The following is a 22,788-nucleotide window of genomic DNA, read 5'->3' as shown; positions in this document are numbered from 1 at the left end:
CGTGGGCTGGAACAACCCGCCCGTCCCGTGGCGCGATCTCGCCCGGGCGCTGTCCGGGGCCCTGCCTCCCGGAGACCACGGCGACAGTCCCGCCTGGGGGAGGCGCCGTGAGGGCTACCAGCGTCCCGAACGAGTCGCGCCGCCGCGGAGCGACCTCGAAGTGGCCCGAGCGCGGGTGCCGTACGCCGAGTTGCACTGTCACTCCAACTTCAGCTTCCTCGACGGGGCCAACCACCCCGAAGAGCTCGTCGAAGAGGCGTCGCGGCTCGGGCTCGACGCGATCGCGCTGACCGACCACGACGGGATGTACGGGGTCGTCCGGTTTGCCGAGGCGGCCAAGGAACTGGGCGTCGCGACGGTGTTCGGGACCGAGTTGAGCTTTGGGCTTTCCGGGCCGCAGAACGGGGACGCTGATCCCGAAGGCGCGCACCTCCTCCTGCTCGCCCGCGGGGCGGACGGGTACCGCAGCCTGTGCCGCGCCATCACCGCCGGGCAGATGCGCGGGCACGACGGCCGCGCGGAACCCGGGCAGCACGCCGAGAAGGGGCGGCCCGTCTACCGGTTGCGCGAGGTGGCCGAGGAGGTCGCCGGGCAGTGCGCCGTGCTCACCGGGTGCCGCAAGGGATCCGTTCGCACGGCGTTGGTCACCCAGGGGCCCACCGCGGCGGCCGCGCGGTTGCGGGAGCTCGTGGAGCTTTTCGGCCGGGACAACGTGTACGTCGAGCTGACCGACCTCGGACTGCCGCTCGACGACACCCACAACGACCTGCTCGCCCGGCTGGCCCGCGACTTCCACCTGCCCACCGTCGCGACCACCGCGGCCCACTACGCCTGGCCGGAACGCGGCGCCCTCGCCGACGCGCTCGCGGCCATCCGCGCGCGCCGCAGCATCGAGGAGCTGGAGCCCTGGCTGCCGCCGGACTCCATGGCGTTCCTGCGTTCCGGGGCGGAGATGGCCGAGATCTTCGAGCGTTACCCCGGGTCCGTCCAGCGGTCCGCGCTGCTCGGCCGCGAGTGCGCCTTCGAGCTGCACCACCTCGAACCGAAGCTGCCGCCGTTCGACCTGCCCGACGGGCGCACCGAGGCGGAGCACCTACGTGTCCTCACCCTGGAGGGCGCGAAGGAGCACTTCGGCGGCAAGCCCCACGAAGAGCGCGCGCACCAGCAGCTCGAGCACGAACTGAAGATCATCGAAGAGCTGGATTTCCCCGGTTACTTCCTGATCGTGCACGACATCGTCGAGTTCTGCCGGCGATCCGACATCCTCTGCCAGGGCCGGGGATCGGCCGCGAACTCGGCCGTCTGCTACGCCCTCGGCATCACCAAGATCGACCCGGTCCTGTACGAGCTGCTCTTCGAACGGTTCCTGGCCCCGGACCGGGACGGCTACCCGGACATCGACCTCGACATCGAGTCCGACCGCCGCGAGGAGGCCATCCAGCACGTCTACACGAAGTACGGCCGGCTCAACACCGCGCAGGTGGCCAACGTGATCACCTACCGCGCCCGCTCGGCCATCCGCGACGCCGCCCGCGCCCTCGGCTACTCACCCGGCCAGCAGGACGCCTGGGGCAAGCAGATCGACCGCTGGGGTTCGTTGCGCAGCACCGAAAAGGACCACGAACACGACATCCCCGAGGACGTCGTCCAGCTTGCGTTCGCGCTCGAGGACTTCCCCCGCCACCTCGGCATCCACTCCGGCGGCATGGTGATCTGCCGGGAGCCGGTGAGCCAGATCTGCCCGGTCGAGTGGGCCCGGATGCCCGGGCGCAGCGTGGTGCAGTGGGAGAAGGAGGACTGCGCCTCGGCCGGGCTGGTCAAGTTCGACCTGCTGGGCCTGGGCATGCTCTCGGCCCTGCACTACATGCTCGACCTGGTCCGCGACCACAAGGGCGTGCGGGTCGACCTGGCCGACCTGGACCTGACCGACCAGAAGGTCTACGACATGCTCTGCCGCGCCGACGCGATCGGCGTGTTCCAGGTGGAGAGCCGCGCGCAGCTGGCCACGCTGCCCCGGCTGCGGCCGCGGAAGTTCTACGACCTCGCGGTGGAGGTGGCGCTCATCCGCCCCGGCCCGATCCAGGGCGGCTCGGTGCACCCCTACATCCGCCGCAAGCAGGGCCGGGAAGAGTGGGACTACGACCACCCGCTGCTGGAGAAAGCGCTGTACAAGACCGAGGGCGTGCCGCTGTTCCAGGAGCAGATGATGCAGATCGCGCTGGACGTCGGGGGGTTCACCGCCGCGGAGGCCGACCAGTTGCGCCACGCGATGGGGTCCAAGCGCTCGACGCGGAAGATGGAACGGCTGCGGCAGCGGTTCCTCGACGGCGCCGTGGCCAAGGGTGTCCGTCCGGAGCTGGCGGAGCAGATCTTCCTGAAGCTCAAGGCGTTCGCGAACTTCGGCTTCCCGGAGAGCCACGCGCTGAGCTTCGCGCACATCGTGTTCTCCAGCGCGTACTTCAAGCACTACCACCCGGACGCCTTTTGCGCGGGGCTGCTGCGCGCGCAGCCGATGGGCTTCTACTCACCCCAGTCGCTGGTGGCCGACGCGCGGCGGCACGGCGTCACCGTGCTCGGTCCGGACATCAACCTCAGCCTGCCCCACGCCACCCTGGAGCCCCGGCCGGACGGCGGGGAACTGCGGGCCGTGCGCAACGGCATCGGCACCGTGCGCGCGGTCGGCACCGCGGTCGCCGAGCAGATCGTGGCCGAGCGCGAGGAGAACGGGCCGTACGCGAGCATGTCCGACCTGGCCCGCCGGGTGCGGCTCACCACGCCGCAGCTGGAGGCGCTCGCCACGGCGGGCGCGTTCGCCGGCTTCGGCCCCGACCGCCGCCAGGCGCTGTGGTCGGCGGGCGCCGCGGCCCAGGACCGGCCGGAGAAGCTGCCGGGCACGGGGGCCGGGGTCGACGCGCCGACGCTGCCGGGCCTGGACGCGCTGGACGTCGCCGCCGCGGACGTCTGGGCCACCGGCCTCTCCCCGGACAGCTACCCGACGCAGTTCGTCCGCGATCGCCTCGACGCTCTCGGCGTGGTCATCGCCGACCGGTTGCCGGAGCTGGAAGACGGCGACCACGTGCTCGTCGGCGGCGCGGTCACGCACCGCCAGCGCCCGGCCACCGCCGGCGGGGTCACCTTCATCAACCTCGAAGACGAAACCGGCATGGTCAACGTCATCTGCACGCTCGGGTTGTGGCAGCGCTTCCACCGCGTCGCCCGTTCCAGCTCGGCGTTGCTGGTCCACGGCGTACTCGAGAAGTCGGACGGAGTGGCGAGCGTCCGGGCGCTCAAGCTCGAACCGCTGCCGCTGCGCATCACGGCGAAGTCGCGGGATTTCCGCTGAACCCCCGAACCCTCGATCGAGCCCGCGGTGGGCTCAGGCACGAGCCGCCCCGGGTTCATCGAATGCGCCGAAAGCCTCGTCGCCCACGATGGAACTGAGCCCTCCGCCCATCGGGCCCCCGGTGCGGCTGTGACATCCTGTCGGGGTGATCGAGACGGGTGAGGACTACCAGGAAGCCGTTCTTTCCGGTCAGTGGTGGGAAAAACGCCAGTTCGTCGGCTGTGATTTCGCCGGGGCGGACCTGCGGGACCTGCGCACCCGGGGCTGCACGTTCGACGACTGCGACTTCACCAGGACCGACCTGGCGGGCTCACGGCACGACGCCTCGGCGTTCCGGTCGTGCAAGTTCGACCGGACGGTGCTGGCCGAGAGCCGGTGGTCCTCGTGCTCGCTGCTGGGGTCGTCCTTTATGGACTGCCGGTTCCAGGGCATCGCCCTGACCGAGTGCGACCTCTCGCTGACGTCGCTGGCGCGCGGACGGCTGCGCAAGCTCGACCTGTCCGGGCTGCGGCTGCGGGAAGCCAATCTGACCGAAGCCGACCTCACCGGCACGGACCTGCGCCGCACTGACCTGAGCGGCGCCCGGCTGCTCGCGGCCAAGCTGCCCGGCGCCGACCTGCGCGGCGCGATCCTCGACGCGAACGCGCTGGTGCAGGCCGATCTCCGCGGCGCGTACATCGATGTGGAGACGGCCGTGTCCTTCGCCGCCGCCCACGGGCTCATCGTCAAGTAAACCCGGTGCGAACGGCGAAGGCCCCCGGCGTGCACCGGGGGCCTTCGCCGTGACGAGGGTCAGTCGATGGGCGGTTCGCCCGGGTCCAGCTCGATCAGGTCACCCTCGGCGACCAGCTCCTCGATCGAGGCCGGCAGCAGGTACGCCGAACCACCGCCCGGCTGGTTGAACCACGGGATCGCGACCCCGGCGAGCGTCTCCAGCGGACGCTGCACCCGGTACACGTGGTACGGCCGGTTCACCCACTCCGGGACCAGCGAGCGCTCCTCGAACGGCGTCCCGGCGGCGTAGGTCAGGTTGCCGTTCGGGCCGCCGAACCGGTCCAGCTCGCTCCCCGCGGGGAGCTCGCGCAGCTCCTTGCCGCGGAACAACGTCAGTGGCGGCTCGCCCGAAAGCGGCGAGATCGGCCACTGCTGCCCGGCGTTGCCGCCACCGTTGGCACCGGCGCGCCCGCCCGCGCCGTTGGCGGAGCGGACCGGCTCGTCCCGGCGCGGCGGCGGGGACATCGGCGGCAGCGGGGCCGCCATCGGCGGCTCCCGGCGCGGAGGAGCGGCGGGCGGCGCGGTCTGGGCTTGAGCCTGGGCCGCCACGGGCTGCGGGGCCGAGACCGGCGGGCGAGCCGGGGGCTCGTCGTCGCCGAGCAGCTCCGCGGCCGAGGTGAACGCGGTCTGCTCCTGCGGTGGCACGTCGTCGCGCGGCCGCACCGGGAACGAGCCCGTCGCGACGGCCGGCGAAAGCGTCGCCATCATCGGCGGCTTCGGGGCTTCGGCCACCGGTTCCTCAACGGGCGCCGGCGGCGGTTCTTCCCCGACGGGCGGGTGACCCTCCGGGTGCATCAGCACCTTGCCGAGCATGAAGGCCGCCGCGTCCTCGGCGTCGCCGAACACGGCCGGGTTGACCAGGTCACCGTCGTACCAGGCGACGCGCCAGCCCTCTTCGACCGATTCGATCGCCCAGCCGCGGTCAGTTGCCTCACCGAGCCGGTACGCCTCCTCGGGCACGTCGAGCTGGTCGAGCTTGTCCTGAAGACCGGCCAGCGCGGGCTCGGCCGGCCGGGCCCGGCGCGACCGGCGAGGCGGCGTCGGGTCGGTCGGCTCCTGCTGCTGCTGCGGCAGGCCGGGCTGGGACTGGAGCGACGGGGGCGGCCCGGAGGGGGCCTGCGCGGACTGGGCCTGGGCGGATGGTGCCTGCACGGACTGGGCCTGCATCGACTGGGACTGCACGGACGGGGACGGCCCGGACTGGGCGGCCGGGACGTCGTCCGGCGTCGTCTCGGTCCGGTCCGGCTCCTCGGACCGCATCGCGTGGCCACCGCGGACCGGCGTCTCGGGCACCGGCAGCACACCCGGCACCGACGGCACTCCCGGCACGGAGCTGTCCGCGTCCATCAGCGCGGTCGGCGGGCCCGAGTCGAACTCCGGCTCCTCCTCGTGCCGCTGGTGGCCGCCTTCGCCGGCGTACTGGTCGAGGTGCTGGTCGTCTTCCTCGACGTACTGGCCGTTTTCACCGGCGTAAGGACCGGCGTGGTGACCAGCCTCCTCGCCGTAGGACTCGGCGTGCTCGTCCTCGTAGTGCCCGTTGTGCGCGGCCTCGGACTCAGGACCTGAATACCGGTCGTGCTGTTCTTCGTCCTGCGGTCCGGTGTACAGACCGTGCTGGTCCGAGTGCTGTTCTTCCGGCTCCGCGGGCGTGTACTGCGCGGACCCTTCAGCCGGGTGCGACGGTTCAACCGGCGCGTACAGCTGCGTGTGCTGCTGCTCCTCGGGCTGAGGCGTGGGGTCCACGGGCGCGTAGAGCGCGGTCTCCTCGGCCGGGTGCGGCTGCCCCGTCGGGGCGGCGTCCGGGTCGACCGGGGCGTACAGCGCGGTCCGCTCGGCGGTCGGCGCCGGACCGTTCCGCTCGGGCTCGGTGTGCTCCGGTTCGGTGAAGTGGTTGTCGAACCCGTCCTGGTAGCTCTCGGCCTCGTGGTAGGGCTCTTCGTCGTAGGCCGAGGCGGCGTCGTGGTGCGGCTCGTCCTGGTAGTCGTCGAAGACCTGCTCGAACGGCGGCTCGCCGCGCTGCTCCGGCTCCGGGTGCACCGCGAGCGGGACGTCCGCCGGGGCTTCCGGCGGCGAACCCGCGGACGGCCCGCCGGAACCGGCCAGCGCGGCCGCTCCGGCAGCCCCGAGCGCCGTACCCCCGAGTGCCGCGGCCGCGACCCCGGGTGCGCCCGGACCAGCCTGACCGGGCCCGTTCGGCCGACCGGGGCCGGCCGGCCCCGGCCCACCCGGCGGACCGCCCGATCCGGGGCCACCAGGACCGGCCTGACCCGGCCCACCTTGACTGGGCCCACCTTGACTGGGCCCGCCCTGATTGGGTCCACCCTGACCGGGGCCACCCGGGCCACCCGGGCCACCGGGCCCAGCCGGTCCGGGCCCGCCCGGTCCGCTCTGACCCGGCCCGGCCGGTGCCCCCGGCCGTCCCTGCGGTGCCTGCTGGTTCCCGCGGGTGAGGTACGCCGCGGCCCCCTGCAGGGCCGGCTCGTCCACCGGCGGTAGCTGGAACCCGTTCGAGCGGATGTGCTCGACCAGGTCCGATTCGGGCGAGACGCCGTAGCGCTGGAGGTAGAAGTTCACCGCCGCGGGCCAGATCCACTGGCCGTCGCTGTGGAACGCGACCGGCACGGTGGCCTCGGGCGCCGGGGCGAGCCGGTCGATGTCGTAGCCGCGCTCCTGGACCACCAGCGGGGCGTGGTCGAGGTAGTCGAGCAGGCGGTCCTGCTCCGAGACCTCCAGGTCGGGCCGGTTGATCACCGGCCGGCCGGCCGGTGAGATGGTGTCGAAGATCCGCGCGATGCGGAAGTGCGGGCCGGGCTGCTCCGGGCCGAGGCCGGACATGCGCCGGATCAGCCACTCGGGCACGTTCTCCTCCGTGCGGGGGAACATGCGCAGCTCGTCCTGGTAGGCCTGGGGCGGCGGGGCGAGGTTCCACGGCGGTTCGTCGCGGTTGTACTCGAGGTTGTAGCTGGACGGGTGGTCGAGCTGGTAGCGCGCGTTGAACCAGGTGCCGCGCCCGTCCCGGTACATGCCGCCGCGCAGTCGCCCGAAGAGGGTCGCGATGTCGTGGGTGGCGACCCACTCCTGACTGGTCCCGTCCTCGGTGAGGATCTGGCCGGTCAGCTCGTGGTACCTCCCGACCGCCCGGTACTCCGCGGTGACTTTGCGCCAGTCGCGCGGCGCGGCGCGCAGCAGGGCCAGTCCGATCTGCTTGACCAGAGTGTCCTGCTCCGTCGCGTTCAACTGCGTCGTCGGTTGTGCCACGCTGACATTTTGACTGTTCGCGCGCACGAACGCACCCCGCATGCGGGTTTTGCCACTCACGGGCACACCGACCTGCGGTCTGACCTCGGCCGACGCCGTATGCGGAAGATCACACGCCCGAGCGGGCCGGGCCGCGGAGCCGGTGGTGGGGTGACGGGCAGTCTACGGGCAGTGGCGATCCGAGCCCGGTCGCGACGCGCGGGGCGAGGGTGATCCGCCCCGCGGCCGGGCAGTCGACGTCGCCCGGCGCCGCTTTGCCAGAATGGGGGCCGTGACGGCGAAGATTCTGGACGGCAAGGCCACGAAGGACGCCATTTTCGCGGAGCTGGGCCCGCGGGTGGCCGCGCTCGCCGGGCGGGGGGTGGTCCCCGGTCTGGGCACGGTGCTGGTCGGCGACGACCCCGGCTCGCACTCGTACGTGAAGATGAAGCACGCGGACAGCTCGAAGATCGGCGTGAACTCGATCCGCCGCGACCTGCCCGCCGACATCTCGCAGGGCGAGCTCGAAGCCGTCATCGACGAGCTGAACGCCGATCCGGCCTGTCACGGCTACATCGTCCAGCTGCCCCTGCCCCGGCACCTCGACGCGAACCGCGTGCTGGAGCGCATCGACCCGGACAAGGACGCCGACGGCCTCGCCCCGGTCAGCCTGGGCCGGCTCGTGCTCGGCGAGAAGGGCGCGCTGCCCTGCACGCCGTACGGGATCATCGAACTGCTCAAGCGCCACGGCGTCGAGCTGGACGGAGCGCGGGTCACCGTGGTCGGCCGCGGTATCACCGTCGGGCGCACCCTCGGCCTGCTGCTCACGCGCCGCAGCGAGAACTCCACCGTGACCCTCTGCCACACCGGGACCCGCGACCTCGCCGCCGAGGTCCGCCGCGCCGACATCGTGGTCGCGGCCGCGGGCGTGCCCGGGATCATCACGCCGGACATGGTGCGGCCGGGGGCGGCGGTGCTGGACGTCGGCGTCTCGCACGTCGACGGCAAGCTCACCGGTGACGTCCACCCCGATGTGGCCGCGGTGGCCGGCTGGCTTTCGCCGAATCCCGGCGGGGTCGGCCCGATGACCAGGGCGATGCTGGTCAGCAACGTGGTCGAGGCCGCGGAACGCGCGGTCGCGGGCTGATGGCGATGGCGGGCGGCCGGCGCCGGGACGGGCGGGGCTGGACGGTCCACGCGCCGTTCGCGGGGGTGTTGCTGCTGGTCGCGGTGGGTGCGCTGCGCATCGTCCAGTACCACTGGCGCGAGGGCGCGGTCCTGGTCGGCCTCGCGTTGTTCGCGGCCGGGCTGCTGCGCGCGCTGCTGCCCACCGAAAAGGTGGGCCTGCTGGCGATCCGCGGCCGGACCGTCGACATCGTCACCTGCGGACTGCTCGGCGCCGCGGTCCTCTACATCGCGCTGACGATCAGCGGCGGCCCGTTCGACGCGTGAGGGTTCACCGACGGTCCGCACCGTCGGTGAACCCCAAGGGCGGTTCACGAAGCCAGCGCCAGCTCCCGCTGCTCGGCCGCGCGGGACTCCCGGCGGTCGAGCGTGCCGGAGAACACGGCGATCGAGAGGCCGAGCACCGCCAGGCCCGCGCCGACCCAGTTCGGCGCGACCAGGCCGAGGCCGCCCGCGATGACCAGGCCGCCGAGGGAGGCGCCGATCGAGTTGGCGATGTTGAACGCCGACTGCACGGCCGCGGAGACGAGCGACGGGGTGCCGCCGGCCTTCTCCATGATCCGCGCCTGCATCATCGGGCCGATCATGAAGCCGGCCACGCCCACGAAGAAGATGGTGATGGCGGCGCCGACCTTGCCCTGCGCGGTGACCGTGAAGACGGCGAGCACCGCGGCCAGCGAGAGCAGCGCGGCGTACAGGCCGGGCATCAGCGCCCGGTCCGCGAGCCGTCCGCCCAGGTAGTTGCCGACGGTCATGCCCACCCCGGCCAGCGAGAGCAGCAGGGTGACGTTCGACGGCGAGTAGCCGGCGACGTCGGTGAGCATCGGCGTGATGTAGGACAGGCAGGCGAACACCCCGCCGAGCCCGAACGTGACGATGGCCAGCGCCAGCCACACCTGCGGACGGCGGAACGCGCCCAGCTCGCCGCGCAGCGAGGTCTCGGCCGGGCGGCCCTGGTGCGGCACCAGCTTGGCGATCGCGGCCGCGGCCACCAGCCCGATCACGGCGACCACGCCGAAGGTGGCGCGCCAGCCGACCTGCTGGCCCAGCAGGGTGCCCAGCGGCACGCCGATCACGTTGGCCAGGGTCAGGCCCATGAACATCATGGACACGGCCTTGGCCCGCCGGCCCGGTCCGGCCATGTTCGACGCGACCACGGCGCCGGCGCCGAAGAACGCGCCGTGCGGCAGCCCGGCGAGGAAGCGGAACGCCACGCCGAACTCCTGGTTCGGCGACAGCGCGAACAGGCCGTTGCCCAGGGTGAACAGGCCCATCATGGCGAGCAGCATGGTCTTGCGCGGCAGCCGGACGGCGAGCGCGGTGAGCAGCGGGGCGCCGATCACCACGCCCAGGGCGTAGGCGGAGATGAAGTAACCGGCCGTGGGGATGTCGATGTGGAAGTCCGCGGCGGTCTGGGGCAGCACACCCATCATCACGAACTCGGTGGTACCGATGCCGAAGGCACCGATGGCGAGTGCGAGCAACGCGACGGGCACGGCGCTCCTTCCTGGAGAAATCGATTGCTCCACCCGGGTGTAACCCGTTCTGAAGCGCTTTAGTACGAGGGCAAAAAACAAGACAGCGCTACGGCCCCGACGCCGGTGTGCTGTCTCGTCCCAGTTGAACCGACGCCGGGCCGGTTTGTCATCCCGGTATCCGGGTGAGCCTGTTCACGCCCGGTGCCCGCGCTAGCGGCGGGCGGCCAGCACCCCGTCCAGCAGGCCGGGGAAGAGGGCGTCGAGATCCTTGCGGCGCAACGAGTTGTACCGCGTGGTGCCCTCCTGGCGCCCGGCCACGACTCCGGCCTGGCGCAGGATGCCGAGGTGGTGGGTGAGTGTGGACTTGGTCACCGGCACCGCGAGCACTCCGCAGGCCAGCTCGGTGCCCGCCGCGGCGAGCTGGCGGACGATGCCCAGGCGGACCGGGTCGGCGAGCGCGCGCAGCACGGCCTCGACGGTCATCTCCTCCCGCGCCGGGTGGATCAGCGGGGTCAGGTGCGAGGTATCGGCCACGAGTCCATAGTACGACTCCCGTCGAAATTGCCGGCTCGGCGTAGTACGGTGACCATCGAACTACGACGTTCATCGAACCAATCCCTCGCTTCGCCTTTGGGGGCCCCTCCATGTCCACCGTCCCGTCCTCGGGCGCGTCACGGAACGCCGTGCTGGCGTTCGGCGCCTTCGGCGTCGGCACCAGCGGATACATCGTCGCCGGACTGCTGCCGTCGCTGACCTCGGAGCTGCACGTCTCGGCGACGGCCGCCGCGCAGCTCGTCACGTCCTTCGCCATCGCGTACGCCATCGGCTCGCCGCTGTTCGCCGCGGCCACCGGGCGCTGGGAGCGCCGTTCGCTGCTGGTCGCCGCGCTGGTCGTGACCGGCCTCGGCAACCTGTTCGCCGCCGTCGCACCGGGGTACGTCACGCTGATGATCGCGCGGGTGGTCACCGCGGCCGGTGCCGCCGTCTTCACCCCCGGAGCCAGTGCGGTGGCCGCGGAGCTGTCGACGCCGGAGCGTCGCGGCCGCGCGGTCGCGACGGTGTTCGGCGGGCTGACCGTCGCGCTCATCTTCGGGGTGCCCCTCGGCAGCCTGATCTCCCAGCAGCTCGGCTACGAAGCCGCGTTCCTGCTCGTCGGCGTGCTCTCGCTGGCCGGAGCGCTGGCTGTGCGGCTCGCACTGCCGAAGGTCGCGGCGCCACCGGCCGTGCGGCTGGCCGAGCGGTTCGCGGTCGCGCGGGACCGGCGCGTGGTCGCGCTGCTGGTGACCACCGTGCTCGCCTGCCTCGCCGCGTTCATGGTCTACACGCTGGTTTCGCAGTTGCTCGCCGTGACGGCCGGGGTCACCGGAGGGACCGTCACGATCCTGCTGTTCTGCTACGGGCTCGGCGGCGCGGTCGGCAACTTCGCCGGGGGTCGCGTGGCCGACCGGTGGGGCGCGCGGGTGCCGGTGCTCGTGGTGGTGGCCGGGATCACCGTGGTGCTGGCCCTGCTTCCGCTGACCACCACCACGGTGGTGGGTGCCGCCTTCACGCTGTTCTTCTGGGGCATGGGCACGTGGGCGTTCAACCCGCCGGTGCAGCACCGGCTGATCGAGCTTTCACCCGGTCACGCGGGTCTCGCGCTGTCGCTCAACGCTTCGGCGATCTACCTCGGCGTCGGGCTGTCCGGCGTGGTCGGCGGCGCGGTGCTGACCTCGGCCGGGCCCCAGGTGCTGCCGGAGATCGCCGCGGTGCTGACCGCCGTGGCGTTCGCCGTGCTGCTGTTGTTCTGGGAGACCCGGGCCCGTCCGCCGGCCCGCGAAGAGGTGCCGGTCGGCTGAGCTGCTTTCGTGAACGGCTGAGCCGGCGCGGGTTCCGGCCCACCGTTCAGGGGAGCAGGACAACCTTGCCGTGGGGGTGGCCGGAAACGCTGAGCTGCACGGCGTCGCGCCACTCGGCCAGCGGATAGGCACGCGCGATCGGGATGCGGAACGCGCCCTCGGCCGCGAGGGCGGCGTACCGGGGCAGGAAGGTCGAGGTCGACGCCGGTGCGGTGATGTGGTCGAGGTTGACGCGCGCGCCCAGGCTCCGCGCCTCGTCGTGGTTGCTGATCGTCATGACCCGGCTCGGTTCCTCGACGAGGGTGATGAGCTCGGCGATCGAACCGGGCTTGGGCGGCGGGGCGTCGAAGACGAGGTCGACCGGTCCGCCCGCCAGGTCGCGGACCCGCTCGGCCAGGCCCTCGCCGTAGGGGGTGACCTGGGCGCCCAGCTTCACGAGTTCGTCGGCGAAGGCGGGCCCCGCGGTGGCGATGACCCGGGCGCCGCGGCGCAGGGCGATCTGCACGGCGGCGAACCCGACCATCGCGCCGGCCCCGTTGACCAGCAGCGTGTTCCCGGCCTCGAGGCCCAGCGCGTCGAGCGTCCAGATCGCCGTCTGCACGGCCATCGGCAGCACGGCCGCTTCGGCCGGGTCCAGCCCTTCGGGCACGGGGTACCAGCTGGTGAGGATCGCGAACTCGGCGACGCCCGCACTCGGCTGGCCGACGAAGTCCGCCGTCCCGAAGACCAGGTCGCCGACCTCGACGTCCTCGACCCCGCCGCCCACGGCGTCGACCGTGCCCGCGACGTCGTAGCCGATGCCGCGCGGCAGGCTCCCGGCCATGAACCCGCGGCAGAGCTCCCAGTCGGCCGGGTTGAGCCCGGCCGCGGTCACCCGCACCCGGATCCGGCCGGGCGGGGGGTCGGCGATTTCGGCGCGCTCCTCGCGCAGCACGGCCGAAGGCTCGCCGTAGCCGTGAAAGCGGACGACGGTGGCGGTGGTCGGGCTCATGCGGTTCTCCTCCGGTTCGCGTAGTGACAGTCGCTGACTCTACCACTTTGTGACAGTCACTGTCGTAACGTGGGCGACTGGCCGGGCCGGTGGGCCGCGGGATTCTGGCCGCGGCCGCTGAGCGGACGCGTTGTCGTTCTTAGACGCTTCACCGGACTGCTCGGTGAAGGACAGCTTCGTCACGCTCAAACTATTGGACTTCTTGGTGCTGTTTGAGGCTTCGCGACTGCATTTCTTTGTGCCCATCGAGTCTTCCCAGCGGACGACATCGCCCGTGCCCGATCCGTCGTTCCTGTTCCTGAGCGGGCCGGGCTTGTCCGCGATCGCCCACCGCGGTCTTTCCCGGCGGGTCTCCGAATTTCACCGCGAAGAATGGTGTGGCGGCGGTTTCGGCCTCGTTCCCGGGCCTGCCGACGGTGGGTTACGAGCACAGGACGCCACGCTCGCTCGGGACGCTGAGCCACGCGGCCCATTGCAGGTCTGGCTCCCGACCAGGTCGGCTTGCTCGTGCAGTGCTCAGCTCTAACGAAGTGAACAGCTGTAATCTATTCTTTCTCTAACCAGTTGATCGACCGCATAAGCGATTTTTATTAAGAATTCTAGATGTTTGGATACCTCTGGTGACGTCGGCTTCTCTTCGAGATCTCCGTGGGCTATTTTGTTTCTTTTTTCAGTAATTTCCTTTAACTTGTCTGGTATGTTGATTTTAAAGTACTCTGGGCTAGCGCATACGTGCCTCTGAATCTTTTCAAGTGATTCGAACTGGCCAATAAGATCAAGAACTCGGCGTAACGAGTCTGGTCCTGCGTTGGTGAACTGTCTGGCTAGTATCCTTGCAGGTAAAAGGGTCGGATCAATACTCCTGTCCCTGTCCCAAAGAGCTGCGTATCCTGTAAATAGTTTGCGCGTTCTGGTAACTCGTTCTGTTGATTCTTCAAGTCTTGCTATTTCTTGTATTCTTTCTTTGGTGTAGAGTTCCAGCAATGCGTCCGGTAGTCGCCTGGACGGCGGTTTTGCTTTAGCGATCTCATCGATGAACTCTGTCAGTATAGATTTTACAAATCCTTCATAGTGTGCGACAAGCATTAGCATGGATGCTCGACAAAGAGCGTTCTCAAGACTTCGCCTGTCATGCATCCTTCCAGGCTCGGGAAGTGTTGTTGCTGGCTTCCTGTCCGCATTAAGCAAAACTCGCACTTCTTGGATGCTCTCAATAAATTCTTTAAATGATTCTGTAGTACTTTCTATCACTGAAACCGCGCTTACTTGATTGGAATTTGCGGTAATGCGCATTCGATTCCAATCTTCTTTAGTCCATCGGAGAATGCATGAGTTCTGGTTTTCATTCTTGATTTGTCCGCAGTGGCTCTGCCGATCGCCGTGCTGAATTCTTCGTTTTCAATGAGATTGTTTCTCAGTTTCCTGACTGCGTCATCTTTTTGAATTACTTTGGCGCGGTCGGCAAAAGAAAGGGGAAGCATGATGGCGTCGAAGAGCGCTTTATTGAATGCCCCCAGTTGTTTCCCCGAACTCTTCGAGGGTAAGCGGAATGCTTCTTCTCCGAATATCCTAGAAACAGTTTTACAGGTTTCTTTGAATATTAGAATGTCTGCAGTACTCGGCTGCTCTTTTTGGTGGTCTCGCATATATGTGTTCAATAATTGCCGCAGCGGTGGTCTGTATGATTCAAAATCGCTTCGAAGTGCGAAGAAGCGTAGGGCAAGCTCGGCGTACTCCATTCGCTGATTTCGTAGTCCACCAAGTATATTCTTGAAGTAATTCTCTTCGGCAAGGCTCTTGAGGAAAGTGTTTAATTCTCCTCGGTATATACAGTTTCTCAACTCTTGGTGCGCGAGTCTGGCAGAGCCGGTGTTGAGACGCTCAAATACGTCGAATTTGATGTCCGGATGAGAGTCCTCTGTGATTACAATGCAACGAACTGTTCGGTTCTGGAGGCGGCGCTGATCTTTGGGTGACATTTCTGAAAAATGTAACCCCTCCAGCTCGGTCAACACGGATACGCCACGCAAGGGAAATTTGTCTTTGAGAAACATTTTAATAGTTGTTATTCGTTGAAGTCCGTCAATGACTTCGTAGGTTCCATCCTCGTTCTCTGCGAAGTAGCAGACGGGTACGGGAATGTTGATCAAAAAGCTTTCGATAAGCCTGCTGGCCTTCGCTCTGTCCCAGACGTATTTTCTCTGATATTCGATATTAAGGAGTAATCGATCGCGTTCTATGTCGTCGACAAGAGTAGCTAGTGAAAGATCGTAAGGTTGTGTCACCAGGCGACGTTCTGCCTGGCTGATCTCCAAAGGGTCCAACTGGTCGTCTACGTCCTCGTCGTCGATGTCTTCGCCGAACAGGGTTTCCTCTTGCACGCTGCTCTCCTGATCTCCGCTGACATGGATTCGCGAATCTAGCCCACCGAGCGCGGTTGCTCCAGTGAAATATGGAAACATTCTCTGAATGTACGAACGATGTGCGGCTTCTGAGCGTCAGGTACGACAACCTAGTCGACTTGTGGGATTCTGGGCCCATGACGCGTGAAGTGCACCTGAGCGGTGAGGCCGAGGCCGACCGTTTGCTGAGCGAGGACCCGATGGCGTTGCTCGTCGGGATGCTGCTGGACCAGCAGATCGCCATGGAGGTCGCGTTCATCGGGCCGCGCAAGATCGCGGACCGGATGGACGGGTTCGACGTGCGCAAGATCGCCGAGGCCGATCCCGGGCAGTTCGTCGAACTGTGCGTCACGCCGCCCGCGATCCACCGGTACGGCGGTTCGATGGGGCGCCGGGTGCAGGCGCTGTGCCAGTTCGTGGTGGAGCACTACGACGGTGACGCCGAGGCGATCTGGACCTCCGGGCGGCCCAAGCCGGACGGTCCCGAGGTGCTCGAGCGGCTCAAGGCCCTGCCCGGTTACGGCGAGCAGAAGGCCAAGATCTTCCTGGCCCTGCTGGGCAAGCAATACGGCGTGCAGCCGAAGGGCTGGCGCGCCGCCGCCGGCTCGTACGGCGACCGCGGCTCTCGGCGTTCGATCGCCGATGTGGTCGACGCGAAGACGCTGGGAGAGGTTCGCGCGTTCAAGAAGGCCGCGAAGGCCGCAGCCAAGGAGGGCTGAAGAACCTGGCCGGTGATCGAGGTCCGGGAGTACTCGGGCGCGGTCGATGCTCAGTCGCCACGGTGAGGTGCATTTTCACCGCTGAGCCACGGCGCGCACCACGAACGCTGACCGGGTCGTCAGTTCAACGGCCGCCGTCCGGCGAAGCCGAGGTCGAGGCGGTGGTACCAGGACAGCTCGCGGTCGCCTTCCAGCCAGCACAGCAGCACGTCCACGCCGTCGAGCTCCGCGGGGAAGTCCACCAGCAGCGGCGCGAAGCCCTTCAGCTCCGCGCCGGTGAGCTGGACCGTGGTCATCAGGTCGTCGAGCCGGGCCTGCGCAGCCTTCCACTCGGGCAGGCCGCCGAGTTCGGTGTCCAAACCACCCGGGCGCAGTGACGCGGCCAGCTCCGCGGCGTCGGCGCGCACCCGCACCAGCTCGTCGAGCACGGGGCGCAGCCGGGCGAGCTCGGCGCGCGCCTCGGCCACGGTGAACAGTCCCATGCGCGAAATGCTCCCACCGCGACCGGCGCTCACCGGCGCCGCCGCACCAGGGTCGCGGCCAGCCCGGTGCCCACCAGCAGGAATCCGGCCGCGATCAGGCCGCCGGAGAACAGCCACCGGAGCGCGCCGCCGCGCAGCTCGTCCGGGAGCAACCGCAGCAGGTCGAGGTCCCACCGCGGCATGGCCAGCCCGATCACGCCGGGTAGCACGCCCCACACCAGCCCGCCGGCCAGCGGACCGGTCGAAGACCACGCGCCGAGCGCGGCCACGACCAGCAGCAGGATCGCACCGCCGGCCAGCAGTGCGACGCCCGGCGCGTCGCGGTCCGCGACGACCTCGCCCAGCGGGCTCGGCTGCGCGCGGAACCCGCCGTAGCTCAGCAGCCCGAGCGCGACGGGCGTCAGCACCAGGCCGAGGACACCGCTGAGCCAGCGCGGCGCGGCCCGGCTGTGCGGCTCGGCGGCGACCGCCGGGGCGGGGTACGGCTCGGAGTACGACATGGCGTGACCTCCCGGTGACATGAGTGCCCGAGGGGATGGTCTCCGAGATCACCCGGTTCCGCGATCCGCTGATCGCGGGGTAAACCCGGTGACCGGGGCCACCGGAGCCTGGTGGAGACTTGACGCCTACCACTTCTGGAACCATCCAGCTCCGTCAAGCAGTACGCTCGTACCGCTACGACGAGTCGAAGAAGTATCGCGAAGATCCGCGGAAGGAGCACCGCTGCTCATGGCCAAGATCAAGGTCCAGGGCACCGTCGTCGAGCTCGACGGCGACGAGATGACCCGCATCATCTGGCAGTTCATCAAGGACAAGCTGATCCACCCGTACCTGGACGTCAACCTGGACTACTACGACCTGGGCATCGAGGAGCGGGACCGCACCGACGACCAGATCACGGTCGACGCGGCCAACGCCATCAAGCAGCACGGCGTCGGCGTCAAGTGCGCGACGATCACCCCGGACGAGGCCCGCGTCGAGGAGTTCGGCCTGAAGAAGATGTGGCGGAGCCCGAACGGGACCATCCGCAACATCCTCGGCGGCGTGGTCTTCCGCGAGCCGATCATCATGTCGAACGTGCCGCGGCTGGTGCCGGGCTGGACCAAGCCGATCATCATCGGCCGCCACGCCCACGGCGACCAGTACAAGGCCACCGACTTCAAGGTCCCCGGCCCGGGCAAGGTCACCATGACCTACACGCCCGAGGACGGCTCCGCGCCGATGGAGTTCGAGGTCACGAACTTCCCCGAGGGCGGCGGCGTCGCCATGGGGATGTACAACTACCGCAAGTCGATCGAGGACTTCGCGCGCGCGTCGCTGCAGTACGGCCTCGACCGCGGCTACCCGGTGTACCTCTCCACCAAGAACACGATCCTCAAGGCCTACGACGGCATGTTCAAGGACGTGTTCCAGGAGGTCTTCGAGGCCGAGTACAAGGCGGACTTCGACGCCAAGGGCCTCACCTACGAGCACCGGCTGATCGACGACATGGTCGCCGCGGCGCTCAAGTGGGAGGGCGGCTACGTCTGGGCCACCAAGAACTACGACGGTGACGTCCAGTCCGACACGGTCGCGCAGGGCTTCGGCTCGCTCGGCCTGATGACGTCGGTGCTCCGCACGCCGGACGGCCGGACCGTGGAGGCCGAGGCCGCGCACGGCACGGTGACCCGGCACTACCGCCAGCACCAGCAGGGCAAGCCGACCTCGACCAACCCGATCGCGTCGATCTACGCCTGGACCCGGGGCCTGGAGCACCGCGGCAAGCTGGACTCGAACTCGGAGCTGGTCGGCTTCGCGAACAAGCTGGAGCAGGTGGTCATCGACACCGTCGAGGGCGGCCGGATGACCAAGGACCTGGCGCTGCTGATCGGCAAGGACCAGCCGTTCCAGACCACCGAGGAGTTCCTCGGCACGCTGGACGAGAACCTGGCCAAGAAGATCGCGCAGGGCTGATCTTCTCCCCGGACCGGCCGGGGTACCTCGGAGGAGTCTTCCGAGGTACCCCGGCCGTTCTGCACGCAGAGTCAACCCCGGCTGACGCGATTGGCGCCTCCGGGTGGTCTGGCCGCCGAGCCCTGTCCGCCGGGCCCACCCGGTGTCTACCCTGGGCCGGCACCCTTTCCGTGACGGAGGAGCGGCCGGCATGCTGGGCTTGTCCAAGAAGACCCTGATCATCCTCGCCGTGATCGCCGCGGTGGTGGTCGTCTACGTGGTGAACCAGAAGGGCCGGGCCGACGCCCAGGGCTCCGCGACCGGCTGCAAGGTCTCCGTGACCGCCGACGTGCTCAACGCCCGAGAAACCCCGGAAGGCAGCGGCAAGGTCGTCGGCAAGTACCTCAACGGCGCCGAGTTCGACGCCCAGCCGGTGGTCCAGAACGGCTTCCGCAAGATCGCCGACGACAAGTGGGTGGCGGGCGATTTCGTGAAGCCGATGGCCGGGTCGAAGTGCTGAAGGTGGCCGGTCTTCCCGCCCCCGGCGCCGACGTCGCGCAAGAGTGTCGTACCCGCGAGGTACCGTTCGCCCCGTGCTGACCGTCTCGACCGTGAATGTCAACGGCCTCCGGGCCGCCGTGAAGAAGGGCTTCGTCGAGTGGCTTGCCACCACGAAGGCCGATGTCGTCGCCTGCCAGGAGGTGCGGGCCGAGGCTTCGCAGTTGCCGGCGTCCGTGGTGTCGCCGGAGGGGTGGTTCGCGGTGCACGCGCCCTCTTCGGTGAAGGGGCGTAGCGGCGTCGCGCTGTACAGCCGCGTCGAGCCCGAAGAGGTGCGCATCGGGTTCGGTGAGCCCGAGTTCGAGAAGAGCGGGCGCTACCTCGAAATGCACCTGCCCGGGGTGGTCGTCGCGAGCCTGTACCTGCCGAGTGGCGACGTCGGCACCGAGCGGCAGGACGAGAAGGAACGCTTCATGGCGGCCTTCCTGCCCTACCTCGTCGAGCTGCGCGCGAAGTCCGCCGCCGCCGGGCGCGAGGTGGTGGTCACGGGCGACTGGAACATCGCCTACGACACCGTCGACCTCAAGAACTGGCGCGGCAACCAGAAATCCTCCGGCTTCCTCCCCGGGGAGCGCGCCTGGCTCGGACGCGTCTACGAGGAGGCGGGCTACCTGGACGTCCAGCGGCGCGTCGACCCGGAGGGTCCCGGCCCGTACACCTGGTGGTCCTACCGCGGACAGGCCTTCGACAACGATTCGGGCTGGCGCATCGACCTTCAGCTCGCGACCCCGGGCCTGGCCGGCCAGGTCCGCTCCGTGGTCGTCGAACGCGCCGCGAGCCACGACCGGCGCTGGTCCGACCACGCGCCGGTCACGGCCGTCTACGACTACCCGTTCTCCCGGTGATTTCGTTGACACGAAAGGAAAAGGTCCCCTCCGCCGCTGCGGAGGGGACCTTCCACCGGCGCTCGAGCGTCAGCAGCTGAGGTTGCCGCCCGGGTCCACGCCCAGGATGCCGGTGATCTTCTGGTAGGCGTCGATCCGGCTCTGCACCTGGGCCGGGTTGCCGCCGTTGCACTCGATGGAGCCGTTGATGCTGCGGATCGTCTCCCCGAAACCGCGCCCGTTGACCATCGCGTCGTGCGGGGTCATGGTGCCGGGGCCGCTCTGGGTGTTCCAGTACCAGAGCCCGGTCTTCCACGAGACGGCCGCGTCCCGCTCGACCAGGTACGGGTTGTTCAGCAGGTCGATCCCGAGCGCGTCACCGGCGGCCTTGTAGTTGAAGTTCCAGCTCAGCTGGATCGGGCCGCGCCCGTAGTACGCGGCGGTGCCGGCCGGACAGCCGTAGGACTGGCTCGTGTCGCAGTAGTGCGGGTAGTTCGAGGTGTTCTGCTCGACGATGTAGACGAGGCCGCCGGTCTCGTGGCTGACGTTGGCCAGGAACGCCGCCGCCTCCTGCTTCTTCACCGTGTCACTGCCGGTGTTGGCGAACCCGGGGTAAGCGTCGAGCGCGGCCGTCAGCCCTCCGTAGGTGTAGAACGAGTTCCGCCCCGGGAACATCTGGTTGAACTGGTCCTCGCTGACGACGAAACCGGCGTTCGGCGAGGAAATCGCACCGCTGCCACCGGGCGCCGCGACCGCCGTCGAGCCGGGGACGACCACCGCCGCGGTGGCGGCGAACGCGGCCGCCGCGATACCCACGGCCTTGAGAATCCTTCGTAGAGACATCGTCAGCTCCCTTGGTCGGGCCCCCTCAGGTGGTCTACACCACAGAGGTATAGACCAATCACGGTCAAGTGAACAGGGCGGACCGCGAGCAGCGGTAAAAAAGCCGCGATGAGACCAGTGAATTTGGTGAAAAATTTGCCGAGAGTAAGACCGCTGCCGCCGTGTGGGTGACATCGTTCGGATTCCCGATGGCCGGGACACGACCGTGGCGCGCTTGAATGCGGCCGGGCTCGGCGCCGGGCGATGGCTTGGGCTGGTGCCCGGGAACGCAGGCCCTGGGGACCGGAGACCCGGGGAACGTAGGCCCGGGAGCATGGTTCGGGGCGCACGGGACTGGGGAGCGTGGGGCTGGTGGTGTTCGAGTGGTCACGGAGCGCTGACCATGGACAACACCGGCCTGCCGGGGGGTGGTCCCGGCACGGCCACGGATGGCCGCTAGTCTCGGCGCCCGAGTTGATCAAAACCGGCAGGTCTTGACACACTCGGTAGTTTTTTCAGCAGCAGCTCATCCTTACGGGTGAGAGTTCTCGCCAGGCACAGTCACTTCGCGGGAGGCACTCCGGTGCGTTACCCAGGTCATTTCCTGATGCGGCCCACCCTGCGCTCGGTCCGGGTGGTCGCGGTGCTCGCCCTTCCGGCGGCATGGCTGCTCGCCGGGAGCAGCGTTGCCTTCGCCGACGACGGGGTGGCGCGGGCGGAGACCGCGCCCACGGACTTCGGCATGCTCGGGCCGGTCGGCTTGGTCGCCGTGGCCCTCGGGATCGTCGGCATGACGTTCGGCGTGGTGCGTCAGCGGCGCAAGGCCCGTGCCGCGGCGGCGGCTGCTCCGGTGGTGCAGCCCCGGACGGAAGGCGAGGAGCCGACCCGGCCGCTCGCCCCGCTTCGCCGGCCCTGACGCCGCCCCGGCGGCCCTGGCACCGGTCCGTACCAGCCGACCCTTGGTGCCGAAGTGGCCGAATGGCCCGGCCCGCGCCGGAACGTCCAGTCCGGCAGAGGTGACCGGTGTGAAGGGCAACGCCTTCCGCTCGAGGTCCCGCCGATGGCTCTCCGTGAACCGCCGCTGCGCCGGGTAGGCGGCCCAGGCCGGGGGAAACCGGCCGAGCGCCACCTGGAACAATCCACCCGTGTCCGACGAACAGACCGGGCCCCTGCGGGTGCTTTCCGGGATCCAGCCGACTGCCGACTCGTTCCACCTCGGCAACTACCTCGGCGCGCTGCGCCAGTGGGTGCGGCTGCAGGACACGCACGAGACCTTCTACTGCGTCGTCGACCTGCACGCGATCACCGTCGAGCAGGACCCGAAGATCCTGCTCGAACGCACCCGGCGCTCGGCCGCCCAGTTGCTCGCCATCGGGGTCGACCCCGGGCGGAGCGCGCTGTTCGTGCAGAGCCACGTGCCCGAGCACGCCCAGCTGAGCTGGGTGCTGGAGTGCCAGACCGGCTTCGGCGAGGCCGGCCGGATGACGCAGTTCAAGGACAAGTCGGCCAAGCAGGGCACCGACCGCGCCAGCGTCGGGCTGTTCACCTACCCGATCCTGCAGGCCGCGGACATCCTGCTCTACCAGGCGAACGCGGTGCCCGTCGGCGAAGACCAGCGGCAGCACCTGGAGCTCACGCGCAACCTCGCGCAGCGCTTCAACAACCGGCTCGGCCGGACGTTCACCGTGCCGGAGCCGCACATCGTCAAGGACACCGCGAAGATCTACGACCTGCAGGACCCGACGGCGAAGATGAGCAAGTCCGCGTCCACGGCCAACGGACTGGTCGAGCTGCTCGAAGACCCGAAGCGCTCGGCGAAGAAGATCCGCTCCGCCGTCACCGACACCGGCCGTGAGGTCCGCTTCGACGCCGAGCACAAGGCCGGCGTCTCGAACCTGCTCACCATCTACTCCGCCCTCACCGAACGCACGATCGCCGAACTCGAGGCGGCCTACGACGGCAAGGGCTACGGCGACCTCAAGAAGGATCTCGCCGAGGTGCTGGTCGAGTGGGTGACCCCGGTGCAGGAGCGGGTTCAGTCCTATCTGGACGACATCGCCGAGCTGGACCAGGTCCTGGCCGCCGGGGCCCAGCGCGCCCGCGAGGTCGCCGCCGCCACCCTCTCGACGGTGTACGAGCGCATCGGCTTCCTTCCGCCGGTCCGCTAAGCGGCTGATCGCGCTCAGCGCCGCAGCCGGCTGTC

Annotated in this window: 20 protein-coding genes; 11 read left to right on the top strand and 9 right to left on the bottom strand. The window is 69.0% G+C overall.

Annotation, left to right across the window (positions count from 1 at the left end):
* Position 1 precedes the first annotated feature (1 nt).
* Both NYF13_RS01635 and NYF13_RS01630 read left to right on the top strand, forming a co-directional pair.
* Positions 2-3,343 (top strand): error-prone DNA polymerase, encoded by a 3,342-nt coding sequence (locus NYF13_RS01635; protein ID WP_315653702.1) that lies wholly within the window; start codon positions 2-4, stop codon positions 3,341-3,343.
* 145 nt (positions 3,344-3,488) lie between these two features.
* Positions 3,489-4,076: a pentapeptide repeat-containing protein gene (locus NYF13_RS01630; RefSeq protein ID WP_315653701.1), complete on the top strand. Its 588-nt coding sequence runs from the start codon at positions 3,489-3,491 to the stop codon at positions 4,074-4,076.
* Positions 4,077-4,135: 59 nt separating this feature from the next.
* On the opposite strand, the gene NYF13_RS01625 is transcribed toward NYF13_RS01630, so the two are convergent.
* Positions 4,136-7,417, bottom strand: a complete 3,282-nt coding sequence (locus tag NYF13_RS01625; RefSeq protein ID WP_315657143.1) for a glycohydrolase toxin TNT-related protein — start codon at positions 7,415-7,417, stop codon at positions 4,136-4,138.
* Between the two features lie 229 nt (positions 7,418-7,646).
* Between NYF13_RS01625 and NYF13_RS01620 the strand changes: the two genes are divergently transcribed.
* Both NYF13_RS01620 and NYF13_RS01615 read left to right on the top strand, forming a co-directional pair.
* Positions 7,647-8,501 carry a bifunctional methylenetetrahydrofolate dehydrogenase/methenyltetrahydrofolate cyclohydrolase gene (locus tag NYF13_RS01620; protein ID WP_315653700.1) on the top strand — a complete coding sequence of 285 codons (855 nt, stop codon included), beginning with the start codon at positions 7,647-7,649 and terminating at the stop codon, positions 8,499-8,501.
* A complete protein-coding gene (locus NYF13_RS01615) occupies positions 8,501-8,806 on the top strand; it encodes a DUF3017 domain-containing protein (RefSeq protein WP_315653699.1) in 306 nt (101 codons plus the stop codon). The genes NYF13_RS01620 and NYF13_RS01615 overlap by 1 nt, the downstream gene beginning before the upstream one ends.
* Before the next feature lie 44 nt (positions 8,807-8,850).
* Here the strand turns inward: NYF13_RS01615 and NYF13_RS01610 are convergent, their stop codons facing one another.
* Together NYF13_RS01610 and NYF13_RS01605 are read right to left on the bottom strand one after the other, a co-directional pair.
* Positions 8,851-10,035, bottom strand: coding sequence for an MFS transporter (locus NYF13_RS01610; protein WP_315653698.1), 1,185 nt, complete (start codon positions 10,033-10,035; stop codon positions 8,851-8,853).
* 192 nt (positions 10,036-10,227) lie between these two features.
* Positions 10,228-10,500: an ArsR/SmtB family transcription factor gene (locus NYF13_RS01605; RefSeq protein WP_396287210.1), complete on the bottom strand. Its 273-nt coding sequence runs from the start codon at positions 10,498-10,500 to the stop codon at positions 10,228-10,230.
* Between the two features lie 161 nt (positions 10,501-10,661).
* On the opposite strand from NYF13_RS01605, the gene NYF13_RS01600 reads away from it, so the two are divergent.
* Entirely contained in the window at positions 10,662-11,855 is a 1,194-nt protein-coding gene (locus NYF13_RS01600) for an MFS transporter (protein ID WP_315653696.1), read from the top strand.
* Positions 11,856-11,901: 46 nt separating this feature from the next.
* On the opposite strand, the gene NYF13_RS01595 is transcribed toward NYF13_RS01600, so the two are convergent.
* From NYF13_RS01595 to NYF13_RS01585, 3 genes are all read right to left on the bottom strand, one after another.
* Positions 11,902-12,846 carry an NADP-dependent oxidoreductase gene (locus NYF13_RS01595; RefSeq protein ID WP_315653695.1) on the bottom strand — a complete coding sequence of 315 codons (945 nt, stop codon included), beginning with the start codon at positions 12,844-12,846 and terminating at the stop codon, positions 11,902-11,904.
* Between the two features lie 522 nt (positions 12,847-13,368).
* A complete protein-coding gene (locus NYF13_RS01590; protein ID WP_315653694.1) occupies positions 13,369-14,139 on the bottom strand; it encodes an MAE_28990/MAE_18760 family HEPN-like nuclease in 771 nt (256 codons plus the stop codon).
* Complete coding sequence (locus tag NYF13_RS01585) at positions 14,109-15,227, bottom strand: DUF262 domain-containing protein (RefSeq protein ID WP_315653693.1); 1,119 nt, start codon at positions 15,225-15,227, stop codon at positions 14,109-14,111. The genes NYF13_RS01590 and NYF13_RS01585 overlap by 31 nt, the downstream gene beginning before the upstream one ends.
* Before the next feature lie 158 nt (positions 15,228-15,385).
* Here NYF13_RS01585 and NYF13_RS01580 point away from each other — a divergent pair, with 158 nt between their 5' ends.
* On the top strand, positions 15,386-15,967 hold the full coding sequence (locus NYF13_RS01580) for an HhH-GPD-type base excision DNA repair protein (RefSeq protein ID WP_315653692.1): 582 nt from the start codon (positions 15,386-15,388) through the stop codon (positions 15,965-15,967).
* A 119-nt stretch (positions 15,968-16,086) separates the two neighbouring features.
* On the opposite strand, the gene NYF13_RS01575 is transcribed toward NYF13_RS01580, so the two are convergent.
* Together NYF13_RS01575 and NYF13_RS01570 are read right to left on the bottom strand one after the other, a co-directional pair.
* Entirely contained in the window at positions 16,087-16,449 is a 363-nt protein-coding gene (locus tag NYF13_RS01575) for a DUF2203 domain-containing protein (RefSeq protein ID WP_315653691.1), read from the bottom strand.
* Between the two features lie 29 nt (positions 16,450-16,478).
* The gene (locus NYF13_RS01570; protein ID WP_315653690.1) at positions 16,479-16,949 is read right to left on the bottom strand and encodes a hypothetical protein; all 471 of its coding nucleotides are present in this window, start codon (positions 16,947-16,949) and stop codon (positions 16,479-16,481) included.
* Between the two features lie 229 nt (positions 16,950-17,178).
* Between NYF13_RS01570 and NYF13_RS01565 the strand changes: the two genes are divergently transcribed.
* The 3 genes from NYF13_RS01565 to NYF13_RS01555 all read left to right on the top strand — a co-directional run bounded on the left by NYF13_RS01565 (position 17,179) and on the right by NYF13_RS01555 (position 19,784).
* A complete protein-coding gene (locus NYF13_RS01565) occupies positions 17,179-18,402 on the top strand; it encodes an NADP-dependent isocitrate dehydrogenase (RefSeq protein ID WP_315653689.1) in 1,224 nt (407 codons plus the stop codon).
* A gap of 190 nt (positions 18,403-18,592) precedes the next feature.
* Entirely contained in the window at positions 18,593-18,901 is a 309-nt protein-coding gene (locus tag NYF13_RS01560; protein WP_315653688.1) for an SH3 domain-containing protein, read from the top strand.
* A gap of 73 nt (positions 18,902-18,974) precedes the next feature.
* Positions 18,975-19,784 (top strand): exodeoxyribonuclease III, encoded by an 810-nt coding sequence (locus tag NYF13_RS01555; RefSeq protein WP_315653687.1) that lies wholly within the window; start codon positions 18,975-18,977, stop codon positions 19,782-19,784.
* 69 nt (positions 19,785-19,853) lie between these two features.
* On the opposite strand, the gene NYF13_RS01550 is transcribed toward NYF13_RS01555, so the two are convergent.
* Positions 19,854-20,606: a chitinase gene (locus NYF13_RS01550; RefSeq protein ID WP_315653686.1), complete on the bottom strand. Its 753-nt coding sequence runs from the start codon at positions 20,604-20,606 to the stop codon at positions 19,854-19,856.
* Positions 20,607-21,192: 586 nt separating this feature from the next.
* Here NYF13_RS01550 and NYF13_RS01545 point away from each other — a divergent pair.
* Together NYF13_RS01545 and trpS are read left to right on the top strand one after the other, a co-directional pair.
* On the top strand, positions 21,193-21,501 hold the full coding sequence (locus NYF13_RS01545; RefSeq protein WP_315653685.1) for a hypothetical protein: 309 nt from the start codon (positions 21,193-21,195) through the stop codon (positions 21,499-21,501).
* A 229-nt stretch (positions 21,502-21,730) separates the two neighbouring features.
* On the top strand, positions 21,731-22,753 hold the full coding sequence (gene trpS / locus NYF13_RS01540; RefSeq protein ID WP_315653684.1) for a tryptophan--tRNA ligase: 1,023 nt from the start codon (positions 21,731-21,733) through the stop codon (positions 22,751-22,753).
* The last annotated feature ends 35 nt before the right edge of the window (positions 22,754-22,788 follow it).

Source organism: Amycolatopsis sp. PS_44_ISF1 (assembly GCF_032335455.1).
Taxonomy (GTDB): domain Bacteria; phylum Actinomycetota; class Actinomycetes; order Mycobacteriales; family Pseudonocardiaceae; genus Amycolatopsis.
The sequence above is the reverse complement of the archived record's forward strand: the minus strand, read 5'-3'. Positions and strand labels throughout refer to the sequence as shown.

Coding starts and splice junctions, on each gene's coding strand:
- NYF13_RS01560 (WP_315653688.1), top strand. CDS start 18,593: ATGCTGGGCTTGTCCAAGAAGACCCTGATCATCCTCGCCGTGATCGCC.
- NYF13_RS01595 (WP_315653695.1), bottom strand. CDS start 12,846: ATGAGCCCGACCACCGCCACCGTCGTCCGCTTTCACGGCTACGGCGAG.
- NYF13_RS01625 (WP_315657143.1), bottom strand. CDS start 7,417: ATGCGGGGTGCGTTCGTGCGCGCGAACAGTCAAAATGTCAGCGTGGCA.
- NYF13_RS01545 (WP_315653685.1), top strand. CDS start 21,193: ATGCGGCCCACCCTGCGCTCGGTCCGGGTGGTCGCGGTGCTCGCCCTT.
- NYF13_RS01570 (WP_315653690.1), bottom strand. CDS start 16,949: ATGTCGTACTCCGAGCCGTACCCCGCCCCGGCGGTCGCCGCCGAGCCG.
- NYF13_RS01550 (WP_315653686.1), bottom strand. CDS start 20,606: ATGTCTCTACGAAGGATTCTCAAGGCCGTGGGTATCGCGGCGGCCGCG.
- NYF13_RS01575 (WP_315653691.1), bottom strand. CDS start 16,449: ATGGGACTGTTCACCGTGGCCGAGGCGCGCGCCGAGCTCGCCCGGCTG.
- NYF13_RS01615 (WP_315653699.1), top strand. CDS start 8,501: ATGGCGATGGCGGGCGGCCGGCGCCGGGACGGGCGGGGCTGGACGGTC.
- NYF13_RS01590 (WP_315653694.1), bottom strand. CDS start 14,139: ATGCGCATTACCGCAAATTCCAATCAAGTAAGCGCGGTTTCAGTGATA.
- NYF13_RS01600 (WP_315653696.1), top strand. CDS start 10,662: ATGTCCACCGTCCCGTCCTCGGGCGCGTCACGGAACGCCGTGCTGGCG.
- NYF13_RS01605 (WP_396287210.1), bottom strand. CDS start 10,500: ATGACCGTCGAGGCCGTGCTGCGCGCGCTCGCCGACCCGGTCCGCCTG.
- NYF13_RS01580 (WP_315653692.1), top strand. CDS start 15,386: ATGACGCGTGAAGTGCACCTGAGCGGTGAGGCCGAGGCCGACCGTTTG.
- NYF13_RS01565 (WP_315653689.1), top strand. CDS start 17,179: ATGGCCAAGATCAAGGTCCAGGGCACCGTCGTCGAGCTCGACGGCGAC.